At 40.4% G+C, this 14,126-nt stretch carries 17 protein-coding genes; 1 reads left to right on the top strand and 16 read right to left on the bottom strand.

Going from position 1 to position 14,126, the window contains the following annotated elements:
• Window positions 1-47: 47 nt before the first annotated feature.
• From CK503_RS03570 to CK503_RS03630, 13 genes are all read right to left on the bottom strand, one after another.
• Window positions 48-686: a carboxypeptidase-like regulatory domain-containing protein gene (locus CK503_RS03570; protein WP_141239875.1), complete on the bottom strand. Its 639-nt coding sequence runs from the start codon at window positions 684-686 to the stop codon at window positions 48-50.
• 31 nt (window positions 687-717) lie between these two features.
• Window positions 718-1,308 carry a curlin repeat-containing protein gene (locus CK503_RS03575; protein ID WP_095605415.1) on the bottom strand — a complete coding sequence of 197 codons (591 nt, stop codon included), beginning with the start codon at window positions 1,306-1,308 and terminating at the stop codon, window positions 718-720.
• Window positions 1,309-1,371: 63 nt separating this feature from the next.
• Complete coding sequence (locus CK503_RS03580) at window positions 1,372-2,697, bottom strand: CsgG/HfaB family protein (RefSeq protein ID WP_176466196.1); 1,326 nt, start codon at window positions 2,695-2,697, stop codon at window positions 1,372-1,374.
• A 179-nt stretch (window positions 2,698-2,876) separates the two neighbouring features.
• Window positions 2,877-3,770 (bottom strand): hypothetical protein, encoded by an 894-nt coding sequence (locus CK503_RS03585; RefSeq protein ID WP_176466197.1) that lies wholly within the window; start codon window positions 3,768-3,770, stop codon window positions 2,877-2,879.
• A gap of 99 nt (window positions 3,771-3,869) precedes the next feature.
• Window positions 3,870-4,736, bottom strand: a complete 867-nt coding sequence (locus CK503_RS03590; protein ID WP_095605549.1) for a hypothetical protein — start codon at window positions 4,734-4,736, stop codon at window positions 3,870-3,872.
• 90 nt (window positions 4,737-4,826) lie between these two features.
• The gene (locus tag CK503_RS03595; protein ID WP_095605418.1) at window positions 4,827-5,663 is read right to left on the bottom strand and encodes a hypothetical protein; all 837 of its coding nucleotides are present in this window, start codon (window positions 5,661-5,663) and stop codon (window positions 4,827-4,829) included.
• A gap of 127 nt (window positions 5,664-5,790) precedes the next feature.
• The gene (locus CK503_RS03600) at window positions 5,791-6,657 is read right to left on the bottom strand and encodes a hypothetical protein (protein WP_095605419.1); all 867 of its coding nucleotides are present in this window, start codon (window positions 6,655-6,657) and stop codon (window positions 5,791-5,793) included.
• A 96-nt stretch (window positions 6,658-6,753) separates the two neighbouring features.
• Complete coding sequence (locus CK503_RS03605; protein WP_095605420.1) at window positions 6,754-7,569, bottom strand: hypothetical protein; 816 nt, start codon at window positions 7,567-7,569, stop codon at window positions 6,754-6,756.
• Window positions 7,570-7,896: 327 nt separating this feature from the next.
• Window positions 7,897-8,361 carry a curli assembly protein CsgF gene (locus CK503_RS03610; RefSeq protein ID WP_095605421.1) on the bottom strand — a complete coding sequence of 155 codons (465 nt, stop codon included), beginning with the start codon at window positions 8,359-8,361 and terminating at the stop codon, window positions 7,897-7,899.
• 3 nt (window positions 8,362-8,364) lie between these two features.
• Window positions 8,365-9,114: a CsgE family curli-type amyloid fiber assembly protein gene (locus CK503_RS03615; protein WP_095605422.1), complete on the bottom strand. Its 750-nt coding sequence runs from the start codon at window positions 9,112-9,114 to the stop codon at window positions 8,365-8,367.
• A gap of 178 nt (window positions 9,115-9,292) precedes the next feature.
• Window positions 9,293-9,907 (bottom strand): hypothetical protein, encoded by a 615-nt coding sequence (locus CK503_RS03620; protein ID WP_217988321.1) that lies wholly within the window; start codon window positions 9,905-9,907, stop codon window positions 9,293-9,295.
• 24 nt (window positions 9,908-9,931) lie between these two features.
• Complete coding sequence (locus CK503_RS03625; protein WP_095605423.1) at window positions 9,932-11,254, bottom strand: choice-of-anchor B family protein; 1,323 nt, start codon at window positions 11,252-11,254, stop codon at window positions 9,932-9,934.
• A 149-nt stretch (window positions 11,255-11,403) separates the two neighbouring features.
• Window positions 11,404-12,021 carry a LexA family transcriptional regulator gene (locus CK503_RS03630; protein ID WP_095605424.1) on the bottom strand — a complete coding sequence of 206 codons (618 nt, stop codon included), beginning with the start codon at window positions 12,019-12,021 and terminating at the stop codon, window positions 11,404-11,406.
• Window positions 12,022-12,111: 90 nt separating this feature from the next.
• Between CK503_RS03630 and CK503_RS03635 the strand changes: the two genes are divergently transcribed.
• Window positions 12,112-12,300 (top strand): winged helix-turn-helix transcriptional regulator, encoded by a 189-nt coding sequence (locus CK503_RS03635; RefSeq protein WP_095605425.1) that lies wholly within the window; start codon window positions 12,112-12,114, stop codon window positions 12,298-12,300.
• Between the two features lie 209 nt (window positions 12,301-12,509).
• Here the strand turns inward: CK503_RS03635 and CK503_RS16225 are convergent, their stop codons facing one another.
• The 3 genes from CK503_RS16225 to CK503_RS16235 form a co-directional block, all read right to left on the bottom strand.
• Window positions 12,510-12,587: a hypothetical protein gene (locus tag CK503_RS16225; protein WP_255233329.1), complete on the bottom strand. Its 78-nt coding sequence runs from the start codon at window positions 12,585-12,587 to the stop codon at window positions 12,510-12,512.
• A 65-nt stretch (window positions 12,588-12,652) separates the two neighbouring features.
• Window positions 12,653-13,072 carry a potassium channel family protein gene (locus CK503_RS16230; RefSeq protein ID WP_217988330.1) on the bottom strand — a complete coding sequence of 140 codons (420 nt, stop codon included), beginning with the start codon at window positions 13,070-13,072 and terminating at the stop codon, window positions 12,653-12,655.
• Between the two features lie 88 nt (window positions 13,073-13,160).
• Window positions 13,161-13,931 carry a potassium channel family protein gene (locus CK503_RS16235; protein ID WP_217988322.1) on the bottom strand — a complete coding sequence of 257 codons (771 nt, stop codon included), beginning with the start codon at window positions 13,929-13,931 and terminating at the stop codon, window positions 13,161-13,163.
• Window positions 13,932-14,126 lie beyond the last annotated feature (195 nt).

Genomic DNA, 14,126 nt, shown 5'->3' on the forward strand with positions numbered 1-14,126 from the left:
TATCATAGCCACTCCTTATCAAACTATAACAACGAGCATTTAGTTACTTAGTCTGCGTATTTACCGCTTACCACCACAGAATCTATTGTGTTATGGTGAACATATTTTGAAAACTCAGCAATATTTTTTTCGCCGGCCGCAAGAGCCGTATCTCCTTCTTCCTTGGAAAAGGTTTCTCCTGAGGTGTAAATCTTAAAATAAACTTCGTATCTGTCTATTTCGATATCATCACTTCTGTTTGTCACTTCGTACTCCACATCCGCAAATGTACTGTCACTACCTGTGTTATCATTGTTAACCCTTCTTTCGTTCCAGGCACTTACTTCGGCCGTTAAACTTTTTTCCCCACTTCCATTTTTGGGATCAAGGTAAATCTGTGCCGTCGCTGTTTTACCTTCACGAACGTTCACGCTTACTGTTGTAGACTCAAATTCGGATTTACTGGCTGTTATATTATAGTTACCCGTAGTAACTTCATTAAGGCTAAAACTACCGTCCTCATTGGTGGCTATAGAGTTTGTGGCCGGAGAAGTAGTAATATTTGCCCCACCAATTCCCTCCTCGGTTTCACTGTTTAACACCTGTCCATCGATATTACCAAAGGTTTCGGGAGATATCGTTTCCTTGGAACAACCGACAAGTAAGGAAAAGCAGATAACAAATAGCAGACACTTATTTATGTACATTTCTAGAATATTAAATTTCACAAATTTATAGTTATTCAATTATAAGCTGTTGGTTTCGTGAACTGGACTCAACTTTAAAAACAGGCATTGACCCTTTTTGAAAGAAAAACTCAGATCCAGAGGCTGTAGGTACTTGTTCAGCTCTAATATTTGCTCCATTACCTAACATATTGATAGATGCTCCCATCGAATTACCGTCCTGGGTAAAATTAAGGGTATTACTATTTCCTTGAACATTCACAACAGAAATTAACCTATCCCCCTCTTGTGTAAGATCGGTTATATTACCACTGACATGATTCCCGGGACTTCCAATCAATATTTTGCCGATATTACTATTTCCATTTTGAGTCAGACTCGAAACATTGTTACTACCATATTGCGTTATTGAAGCATAATTTCCTTCAGCTGATACTCCACCAAACAAAGCACCCGTCGAACCTGAAAGTGCAAAGTTGTGGAATAGGCCAAAACTTTTTAAGGCTTCATTATGCTCGATTCCGGGATTCTCAACCTGTTCGATTGATACCGGACTTCTTTCCTTACTATCTTGAGCTTGTGCTCCCAAAAAACCAGCCAAGCAAAATACAATTGTGATAATTAGTGTTTTCTTTAACTTCATAGCAAACCTCTTTTTGGTTTATGAATATTCTTTCTCAATACGAGAATCATATTTTATGATAATTTATTGCAAAAACTTTGGTGAATAACTTACACCAGTACTTACGTTCCACATCTGATCATGTATCGACCCCTTACTTACTCCATCAAGTCCATCCCGAATCAAATAACGATAGTTAAATCCTACATGGACTCCAATTCGTTCTGATATCCGGTAATCTAATCCCGCTTCAGCCGAAACCGTTGGAAAATATCCCCTACTCGAAAATTCGGGCTTACTGTCATAAGTCATATTTCCCACGCCTATTCCAGCAAAAGGAGAAAGCTTTGAATTAGGTGTAAAGTGTCCATTTACCGTTAAATCAAAAGCGGTATAAGGTCTTGAAAACACCTGTTGTGCTCCAATTTTCGACCGTTCTACACTTCCTTTTAACGAAAGCTGTCGACTTAAAAAGTATTCAGCCTTTATAGCTCCACCAATCTCATCGTTCGCTGCAGAATAACTACCTATATGACTACCAAACAAAAAGTTTGCAGAAATATCTAAACCCGATCGCAACTTTTCGTTATCATACAAACCAAAGTAGTTTGTTTTTTCACGCTCTTCCCACTCCTTAATACTCTTATATTTTTTTTCATACTCATTAAAAGCAGTAGTGTCTCGAGCACTCCAAATCCCTTGATCTTCCCCTCTGATGATAAGCATTTTCACCGCCTCATCGATCGCTTCGGTAACAGCCATTAGGGGCGGTTCGTTATAAGTAAATCCAGCTTCCGTCTCCAATAGCCGATTAGTATCCACATAACGGAAGACACCGCTTTGCAGCTCCTGCGAAATTATTGATTTGGTTGTATGAACCGTTTCAAGCACCCGCCCGGTTTTTGTAGACACCGCTCGCAAATAGATCGTTACCTGGTCTTTTCGAAACTGTCCGGAAGCACCGGTTCCAAGCAAGCGTGCCCCACCTCCACCCGTAATAACATTGGTATCATATCCGATGATGCCCCCTTCTAATAACACTCCGGCAAATAACAACGGCGAAAGTCGACCGCTTTGGTTATTCTGCTGGCGTGTTTTTTGGATAATTTGGCGCTCATTCAACAAGTTCGATACCCCTTCTCGCTCAATGGGTGTAAACCAACCGGAGTCTTCCATTGATTTAATAAGTATGGAAGTAGCTCCCTGTGTAACAGCCGTAGACCAACTTGCAACCCTCTCAGAAGGCTTATATTGGCCGGTTTGATCGCGAAATCTATAAACGGCCGCAACTACTTTGCTTTGAGGTTCCGGCATCTCTTTCAGACTTTCGTGAACCTTGCTGTTAATTCCCGGTTTTACCCTTTCAGTCTCCAATGGTTGCAGTGTAGAACTACATGCACCTAAAGTCATCGTGATAAATAATAACAGTATACACGCTGTAACAGATTTATCTTGCATCAATTGTGCAATCTATGTTTTAGAAATATAATTTCTTGTAGTGTAGAAAACTGGTAGAGAAGATTCAATCTCCACCAATTATTAAGTTAAGTTGGAATATTTGAAGCTGATTCCAAAATTATCTAAATCATTTAATTCTGTGTAACATTTGTTGTGTTATTCATACCCTTTTGATTGACCGTAGCATTATTATTGTCAGAATGTTGATAGATATTAGCCTCGCTGTTTTGTGATGAAATATTAATACCAACGCCCTGATTAATTATTGCGTTATTATTGTCTCCATTTTGCAATATATATCCAGCGTTATCAAGAGCAAAACCACCATTAATACCTTGGTTTATTCTCACACCGTCGCCATTTCCATTATTGTCACCATTTTGAATAACAGTGGCTGTATTACCTTCAGCAGTTCCTGCTCCAGAACCGGGTCCGGCAAGTGATAATTTTGATCCCTGCAAAATAGTTGTAGATGAATTATTGTTGCCACTCTGAATTATCGTAGCAGTATTATCTAAGGAAGATGATTGGGCTTGTACCCCTTGATAGATTATACCTGTATTGCCTACTCCATTTTGAGTCATATTTGCACTCCCTCCTTCGGTACTACCTGCAAGACCCTGGCGAATTTGAGCGGTATTTCCACTCTTTCTTTGCTCCACGGAAGCATTTGTAGATACAGCAGTACCACCGTTATATACCCCTTGCAGAATATCTGCATAACCATCCGTTCCCGACTGGTCTATAGAACTTGAAGAATTTAGAGCAGTACCGGCATCACCCTGAATAATAAAGGCTTCAAAAGCACCATCTTGCATGATCGTAGCTTCGTTATCTTCTGCTACTGCTACAGGGCTCGACGCATATTTTTGCGTCCCTTGGTATACGGTTGCCTTATTATCCCCAACTTGGGTAACGGTGGCTTCGTTTTCATCCCCAACCTGTTCCGTTTCAGCATCATTCTGTGCAAAGCCCATCGTAGTTGAAAACAATACTAAAGCGGTAATGACAAATAACTTCTTCATAATATATTGCCTAATATTCAAATTGATGACTAAATAAAGTTTTAAAGAAAACCGTGAGAGGAGTCTTCCATCCTCTCCGGTCATAGTGTACTTGAAATTTTATGTTCCTCCTCCTACACCAGATTGACTTACCGTAGAGGAGTTGCCACTCCCAGTTTGGGTAACACCAGCACTGTGGCCGCTACCGGTTTGCGCTACCGTAGAAGAATTATTGTGGACTGACTGACTTACACTTGCAGTATTCCACAATCCGGTTTGATTAATCGTAGAGTTATGATCTGTTCCGCTTTGGTTAGAAATTGCTGTATCCCAAGCACCGTGAGAATCAATAATAGAAGTATTACCTTCTCCATTTTGAGAAATATCCGCATTTAGACGGGCTCCAACCTGCTCAACATCAGCAGTATTTATAGCTTGTTGAGGGCTACCAGTCTGTTTTACATCTGCTTTATTAAAAGCACCTATCTGAGTAATATCAGCATCAGCGTGATGTTCTTGCCAAACTCCAGCTTTTTGGAATGCACCAATCTGATTTAAGAACAGGTCATTTTTATCCGAAGAAAAGACTCCAGTACCGTTCTTTTGATATGCGTTTCCAGAGTAATCACCATAAGCACCAAGGACATTTCCATTTCCAGATTGATTTACAGTCAGCTCATTATATCCGGCTTGTTTTGAACGACTTTCATTCTCAGAACCCGTCTGTGTTACAAAGGCCTCAGAATTAGCCTGATTCTGATCTACAAAAGCAAAGTTTTCACTTCCGGCTTGCTGAGTGATTTCCGTCAAATGACCAGTTCCAAAATGGGAATCCTGATCAACAATAGCATTACTTTCGGAACCGGTTTGTGTCACCGTTGCATTATGACTATTACCATCCTGTTCCACTGTAGCATCGTTATTCTGTGCAAACGCCATAGAATTGGCAAATACCAGAACAAATAAAAGCGAGGTTAATTTTTTCATAAGTAGGTCTTCTTTTGTTGAAAATTAGATCAAATGGATAAATTAGCTCCCAGGATTTAAGCTACCTGGGAACTAAATGGAGTCAATTCTTTACGAGCCTCCTCCACTGGACTGCATTACATCAGCAGTATTATTATTTCCTGTCTGGGTTACTGAGCTGGAATGACCATTGCCAAATTGTTCTTGGTTTGACCAATTACCCATACCATCTTGTGAAACGGTAGCATTAAGATTACGACCATCTCCCAGTTGCCAGGCATTATTATCTTCACCAAGCTGAATAACTTCTCCATTATTACTGTGGCTTGATCCATGTCCTGTAAAGTCTTGGGAAGCATAATTACCAAGACCATCTTGATCGATGAGCATAACATCTCCCATGTATCCGTTATTAGAACCATTTAGATCTTGCATGGCTTCATTGGATTCGCCATTCTGATACACTTCCCCATGGTTATGAGCACCACTCGCGTCTTGATCTACCGTGTTGGAAGTACCATACTGTTCAGCAGTCAAACTTAAGGTATACCCGCTACCAGTAGACTGGGTTAGGATATTTTCTGATCCAGATTGAAGACCCCATACATCTTGCCCTCCATTATAACCGGGAGCATATTGCGTTTGGGTAGCTTCATTATCAGTTCCATCCTGCTCGATATAGGCAGAGTTCAGACCATTACCTCCACCCCCAGTTTGGCTTTGATCAACTGTGGCGACGTTGCCGGAACCCATCTGTATAACATCAGATTCCTGTGCCCCGCTATTATCTGTAAACTGAACTACATCAGCTTCATTTGTAGAACCCACTTGTTCCACATATGAATCTTGATTATCTCCTTCTTGATCCACTGTCGCATCGTTGTTCTGTGCAAATGCCATAGAACTGGCAAACACCAAAACAAAGAGTAATGTGGTTAATTTTTTCATAATATTATTTTTTTTGATTTGTACCCATAAACTGAGAGAATTTCTCCCAGTTTTAATTAGATAGAATAATTTTTAGTGATTATCGGGGAGAACAACTCTCCCCGTAAAATCACTAATGAAAACTATTTTAGTTTTGAATTACAGTGGCACTGTTAGCACTACCATTTTGGGTGATACCAGCAGTGTTATCCATACCAAGTTGAGAAACTGCTGCAGTGTTACCGACAGCTCCGTAAGCACCATCTTGGTCAACATTCAGAGTATGGCCTCCCTGGCCTCCCTGAAGAGCATAACTGCCGCTTCCGGACAGACCGTTAACGGAGTGCCCATCACCGAGCTGGTTAATATCTGCACTGGAACCACTTGTTCCATTTTGCTCCAGATAGATATCGGAATCACCGTCTTGTCTAACGTAAGCATCATTTGCACCTGCATCTTGCAGAATCTGTGCAAAAGCCCCATCGCGCTGTTTGATATTAACCAAGTCAGAGCCATACTGCTCAATACGCAGTTCACTTCCCAGACGTCGTACTCCTGTGGATCCCAGCTCTAATGTACCTTGCTGTTCAACATAGAGCTCGCTGTTCTCTTGATAGGCTTTAGTGCCTTCACCACCAAGCCCGAGGACTGAATGTTCTTCGCCGTAATCTTGGTTGATTTCGGCAATAGATCCATCAACTTGCTCAAGAGCAACATAGTCTCGACCTGTTTGATTAATTGTTGCTTCGCTACCATTACTCTGGTCTAAAAGCACATTATTGGTATAAGCACTGGAACCATACGGACTGGCTCCGGGATTATTCCCGTGCTGGGTGATATCGGCATCATTATCTCCCTGAACCTGTGTTATAGTTGCATTATTAGAATTGTTTCCATCTTGGTCGACCATAGCATCGTTACTGCTTCCAGTCTGGGAAACAGACGCATCGTGCTGCGCAAATGCCATGGAACTGGCAAACACCAGCATAAATAAAAGTGTTGTTAGCTTCTTCATACTAATTATGTGGTTTTTTATTTGAATAACTTTAATTAGAAGTGATTAATAGGAAAGGGAACACATCCCTTTCCTATAACCACCTATCAGATTTTATTAGTTCTGAGTAATTGTGGCTGAGTTTGAACTTCCAACTTGGCTAACAGCTGCAGTATTACCTGATGAGCTTTGCATAATATCTGCCATGTTAGAACTACCATCCTGTAATACAGAACGTACAATGTTGGAACTACCACTTTGATCAATCATCAGCTCGTTACCGTCACCAAGCTGAACGAGACCTTGTCCACCTTCTTGACCAGGTACTCCACCGGACTGTACGCTTTGCGTACCAGCGGACTGTCCCCAGCCATTTTGAACAATATCCATAGTGTTATTCACACCATCTTGGTAAGCACCCGTACCTGTTCCGGTACCAACAGCATGATCGCCGTCATCAGTTTGCAGGATGTCAATAATGTTACCAGCTGCACCAGTAGAGCGCTGTCCTTCAATATCAACGAAGTTGCCCACTCCCTCTTGCGTTATGTAAGCTTGGTTGCTTTGACCACTTTGGTCAACATCATGCACAGTATTATTATTACCGATTTGATCAACATCAATTAGACCATTGGTACTTGGCCCATGTTTACCTTGTTCTGCATGTTGTTTCACAAGGTTTCCATCGCCTATTTGTTCGACATCGTAAAGATTACCAGCACCATATTGATCCAGCAATGCCACATCATTTTGGTCACCGGCCTGATTAACAACAGCCTCATTCATGGCTGAAACACCATTTGCTGCCTGATACTCCTGATCAATACTGGCACTATTGCCTGAACCATTTTGATCTACCGTCGCATCATTCTGTGCAAATGCCATAGAACTGGCAAATACCAGAACAAAAACTAACGTAGTTAACTTCTTCATAATAGGTTACCCCTATGTTATTTTTATTCAGATTAATTGAATTAACAAGCCAACTTATAATTATTCCGATCACCGGAATATGATTCGGTGGCTTATTCCCGAATCTCATAGGAGCGAACAGTACGGAAGGCAAATCCCATTGAAGAAGCGATCACAAATTGTTATATTAGGATCTTTTAATGTTCTTCAATGGGCGGCATCAGAGTTCCACACTTCTCCAAACCTTTCGGTTGGAGAAGATCCCTGGTGCTGCCTTCCTTATTTTATTCAGCTCCTAAATGCTTCGTGCAATTCCATTACAATTCTCTTTGTTTTAACAATTTTACCTTAATTTCCTCCAAAGTTACTGCCGGAAAATCCCGAAGGAATCGTAATACTTGTAGACTCACCGGATAATATATTCTGGATATTGACCTGTACCCCATCGGGACCAGGATTTATACTGATGTTAAACTCTCCAAATTCATAGGTGCTCTGTTCACTCAGATCAATGCCCCCTTCACCACCAAAGCGATCACCAATAATTTGACGCGTCAATTGTGAGAGCACCTGGCGTTGCAGTGATTGTTCAAAGTTTGCTAATGGATCTCTTCTAAATCCGGATCCACCTTCTTGGAACTTGTTTTGCTGATTCGCAGAATTAAGCATCCACCCATAATTGGCCGGGCTACCCCCAAAAGCAGGATTCATCGGTCGATACACAAAATCCTGCGCTTGTGTTATTTGTGGAAGAAATAATGCAATTCCCACGAGCAATGATAAAACACCAATTATAAATTTACACTTTCTCATTGATTAATACCCCGCAAATTCATTTTGAATGGATGCTTGCTGAACTAATCTTTTTTTGCACAATGAAACAGCGCGTTTAGCTGCTTTTTCTGTTTTATAATAACGCGGCTCCAATCGATTCCTAAAGACCAGTTGATTATCAATTTCGATCTGTATCATCGTTCCGCGCGAAGGTGTTGGCTGTTCTGAAACCGTAATAGTAAAATTACTGATGTCCTTGGGATCTTCCCAGTGCTTATAAAAGATGGCATAAAAATCCCGTCCCATTTTACTTCGTGTTTCATCTAACACCATCCCCCCAAATCCCAATCCTTCATAACTATCTACCCCAGATCCTTCTTTCCTTTTCTTCTTTTTCTCTACTAACTGATTAAAGGTTTCCCGGAACTTTTTAAGCTTCTTGTCATCCTTCTTTTCCTTCTCTTCACGCTCAAATTTTTTGTTCATTGCTAACACCCTGTTAACATCATCTGTTGTTACAGTAAGGCGCAAATCTTGGACAATATGGGTGGGGATCTCCAGTTCTTGACCGGGATAGATGAAGTGGGGATTCTTAATCTTGTCTGCATTTGCTTTATAGATATCAATCCACCAAATAAAATTGCCGAATTCTGCAGCAATTTCGATCAATGTATCACCCGGCTCTACCTCATACGTTAATGGTTCCGGATCATAATCTGTTGTTCCGAGAAGGAAAAAACAAGACAGGATAAATATTATACAAGTAGCGAACCTCATGATCCATTGACCCATACTAACCTACTTACCTAAAACTAGATTTTATTGTCTCTTCTTGACTGCTTCTAATACGTCCTAATAGTCTCGATCTGAGCTCAAAAAATCAACTACTTTAAAAATATCTAATAGTTTTATAGCAAGGCTAAATATACTTACCTATTCGCAAGATGGGACATTCTTTTTTAACAGAAAACTACTTTTGCGTTTCTTTTCCCGTCATAACCATAATATGTGCCCATGGTTTTCCCGGTTCCATAATCCATGGAGCACCCTTACTGGCAGGTTTTTTGGATAGTCCCGTGGATTCTACTGTGGCATATGGAACATAAATAACATAAAGCGGTGATACATTTTTGACCATCCCTGTCGTGTAGTCAAATCCATTCTTTTTGCCTGTCAGAGAATAAAGCGCCATCGGTTTTTTAGGCAACTCAATTTTCCCCTCTTCAATTTCCTTATGGCGGATACTGTCAACCTTCTCTCGAGATAACCCTTTGGCTTTTAGTTCCCGTCCTCTTTGCATAAATGGCTCTAAGGCCTTGTGATAGCATACAACATGAAAATTACCTTGTTGGGGATCATCTGCAATACAAATTAACTGATTAGACCCCTCACGCAAGCTGGTCAACTCCCCATCCTCATTATACCCCAAAACCCTGGCTCCCTCTTTCATTTTATCGGGGGCGGGACTAACAGCAGCTTTTATCTGATCTTCTTTACTTAGCGTATCAGATTGTGCATGAACAATTGAGGTGCCAATTAAAAATACACTTGAAATAACAAGGATAAATATTGTAGTGATCTTCACAATGTGATGCTTTTAATTAAGCGGTTATAATGTGGGATCAAGTATAAACAAACCATTTGAAATATCACTAACAATAATAATCCCACTTTCAAAAAAGGGATAATTACTCCAGGCTCCATCAAAAACCTGATTATCATCATCGGGAAATGTATCAAAATAAGCGACTTCTTCCAGCTCTCCATCTCCAATATTATCGAGACTTAATATACGGAGTCCCGCCGTATAATTAGCCTGATAGGTATTGTTGCCCTTTATATACTGATTGTGATCAATGGACGTTGTATTTGCTTCATGCACACCAATCAACTCAGGATTGTCAAGATCTTGCAGATCCCAAATATAGGTCTGTGTACTGAGACCTCTTCGCTCATCAAATTCATCACCGAGTAAAAAATAGCGATGGTCTTCGGTTAACCATCCTTGATGAGCATAGCCATTATTTTCATAGGTAGATTTTGCTATCGTCTGGGTGTTTTCTTTATCGGTTACATTAGCAACCACCAAATGACTTTCGGCGGAGTTAATGCAAATCTCATCTCCATGATAATTCGTATCCGGACCATCGTATACCACACACTGTGTGTCGTGTACATATCCCGTAAAATCGAAACCAACGGTACTGTCACTGTGGAAACCTGCAAATTGAGGATCGAACGGACTTTTAAGATCGATGATATGCAACCCTCCACCATAGGTATCTGAACCAACGACATATCCATATCCTGTTTTTTTGTTAATGGCAATGTTGTGGGCATTTTCAAAACCATCGTAATGATAATCTTCCCTGAACATCACCGGCGCATTTTCTACTTCCCGAAGCCGAGTCAAATCAAAAACCTGCATGCCATGGAATTGACCATCACTTACCACATACAAGTGATTTTGGTATACCTTGAAATCGCGCCATGATGATTTATCCTCATGCATTACTTCTGCGCGCTTTCTTGTTTTTCCCGATGAACCCGAGGCAGATTCGGATTCCTCTAACTTTCCGACAACCTGAGGATCAGACGCAGTTGAAAGGTCTACAAATGTTACACCACCTACGAGCCCGACCAAGGCATACTCGGTTCCTGTTTCCGGGTCGGTCCATCCCCAAATATCATTTAAAGCCTGACCATCACTCAATGGTTCGGCCAATAAATTCTCGGGCGTTACCATTGCTACCAAATCGATGTTATTACATTCATACATCCCATTTGATAGCCCATCAACACATTCGAATTCTTCAGGAATCTCAATAGATGAATTAAATCCCTCGGCCCCATCATCATTTGTAGAATTGCTACTGCAACTAATGCCTAATATTAAAACAAAAATCAATAAAATTAGGACATGCGATTTCATAATAATCAGGGCTTTTACAATTCTAACTACACAAGACTGTCAAAGTTTCATTTTACGTCTTGCTTAAAGATATGCCCTTTTTAGAAATCTTAGAACAGTACTTATTCATTAATTACTATTCTTCGACCCGCTATTTTTAATTTGGGATATCACTCCACTCTTCGAAATACCCAAGTTAATTTCCCAACACAGCAATGGGTTTTATCTAAGCTAATTTCGATGGGATCATTTTGCCCATTTTGGGATTTGGCAAATAGTTTATTCTGTTCCTTCTGCAGACGCCGTAACATAGTTTCGTGAGATGAAGCAATAAGGAATATTTCATCAGGAGTAGGATCTTCATTGAGGTCAATTACAGCAATGTCATTCTCTTTTACCGTTGGAGCCATCTCATTCCCGTCACTAACAACCCCTATTAAACTGTTAGAACCCGGCAATCCACCAACCCCATTTGAAATATCGGTATAGATGTTCCCCGCTTTAGGACTGTTATTAAAATCTGGCCTCATATCTTTTATATCCAAAGATGTATAAACAGGAATAGCCTTTTGAATATTAGCCCCATCTACCGTTCTTTTGTCACCTTTACCCTCCAGCAACCAATTTTTATTTAAGTCACTGCATCTCTCAATTACTCTCTTCAGATCTAACCTTCCCCTGTTCTTTTGCATGCTTAGGGTACTGGGCTTAATGTCTAAAAAGTCTGCAACCTCTGCATCGGTCTCTAAATGATACGCCTCTTTTATACGTTCTAATATTGCATTCACTTTGTATTAATGCCTATATTTTATAAGTTCACATTATGTGAATAAACAAATATCCAATTTATAAATAAACAACTTTTAAATTGAAAACAAATGCAAAACAGAAAACGCAATGAAGCTGAAAAAGAGGTTATGAAAATGATGATTGATGCTGATATCACTCAAAAAATGATTGCCAAGCATCTTGATATTACCCCTCAAGCTGTAAACAATCGACTTAAAAGAGGCAGCGTCGACCCACTTATCAAGGCCATTGAGGAATTAAAAGAAAATCGTTCGTAAGCCAAAAAAGGACTACTCGCGAACTCTATTCAGTGTTTCTCATAAATAAAAGTTAGGGTTGAGAAACTTAGACCAGTTCGAAAAGCATACTTCGAATTTTATCTCAAAATCCATGCTCTTGAACAAATGATAAAGGAGCTTACCAAATTATCGTTCTTCGAAATAAAGATTCATAAACCGGCTTTCTTGGTCTAAATTCCCAATTAATACTAACTCACTATTGGGGTAAGTTTTTTATCTGGAGCAGGATTTATTTTCTGTTGTCCATTCTGTTTGATGGATAACACGCTGCATCCGGTATTTTTTCTAATATTGGATTCTACCAGGGTTTTGCCAACTAATAATTGCGGGTCTACAAGTTAAAGACATTTAGAGCTTCCGTGATCATAACTACGTCGTTACGTTCAAGGATATTAAAAATTACATCGGCTCCCATAGTGGCGTAAGACATTACAAAATCAGCTCCGGCTCTGTGCAATATTGACACATTACGCTGTAGCGTTGCCCGACTGATAATTTGGATATCGGGCCGCAGCCGACGAGCATAAATCGTTAGATAAATATTCATATCATCATGAGTTGACATGATGATGTACGGCGCCTCTTTAATTCCTGCTTTTTGGAGGATCTCCAGATCTTCGCCTCCTCCTAAAATATATTTCTCATTATCACGAATTCGTTCGGGATCTTTTTCTATAATCCGGTAGTCCATGCCGCGTTCTTCAAATGCTTCAGCCGTTCCACGTCCCTCCCGCCCCGCACCTACAATAATTACGGGGGGCCATAGATTGTCATATTTTCATCATAATTGCGAAACTGTTCAACTGACCCTGCTAAAAGAAATACACTTTCTTTGTTGATTAAGGTATCCGGTGTTGGCTTATTAAATTTCTACGCTCCCATACGCCCACAATATTAATGTTCAACTCTTCGCGCAGGTTACTTTCCGCTATCGTTTTGCCAACAAGGGGAGTCCCATCAGCTGTCGCTTCTGCAGTAACAAGCTCCTCAAAACGTCCTACTACGTGCACCCGCGAATCCTGACTTATTGTTCTTCGTGAGAGAGTCTTCCCCATCATTTCTCCCAGCTGAATAACATGATCTGCACCTGCCATCTTCAACAGGTCCACAAAATCGGCTGAGTTCGCCGTGGTAACTATCGTAACTTTATCATCAAACTCACGAACTGTATTACTGATATTGGAATTAACCATATCAGTACCCATAGAAACCACCATCGATGCATTTTCTACCCGCAGTCGCTTATACGTTTCGGGATCATCCAAGCCGCCAAACACAACTTGGTACCCTTCATCATATAACTCTAAAGCTTTGGGTAAATCAGTTACCAACAGGACATATTCATAGCCATATTGATCCAATTTTTCGATTAGTGATTCTGAAATAAGAGCAAGATGCGTGATAATCACATGGTTCCGGGTATCCTGAGGCAACTTTCGGGGTGCTCTTGCTTTGGATTGAGCCTCGAGCCAAGGTGCATAGAAAAATTCTATCAAGGTAAATGGCAGTGATATCATACCTGACATCAATACAATAACCGAAAACACTCTGCCCAAATCACTGGTAAAGGTAATATCGCCGAATCCAAGCGTGGACATTACCGTGAGCATCCAATAAAATCCTGTTACCCAGCTGTGCTGCTGTCCCTCATACAAATGATAAAATGAAAAATAACGTTGTACGCAATAATTAGAGTCGAAAGTGCTGCCAAAAATCGAAGGAGCCGCTTTATGTTTACTTTAGTATTGCGATTGGAAAGGAAGTAACTGATTTGCTAAGTAAAAAATTTTATGCTCTATCTAATA

Origin of the sequence: Fodinibius salipaludis, assembly GCF_002287075.1 — a bacterium.
In the GTDB taxonomy this organism is placed as follows: Bacteria; Bacteroidota; Rhodothermia; order Balneolales; family Balneolaceae; genus Fodinibius; species Fodinibius salipaludis.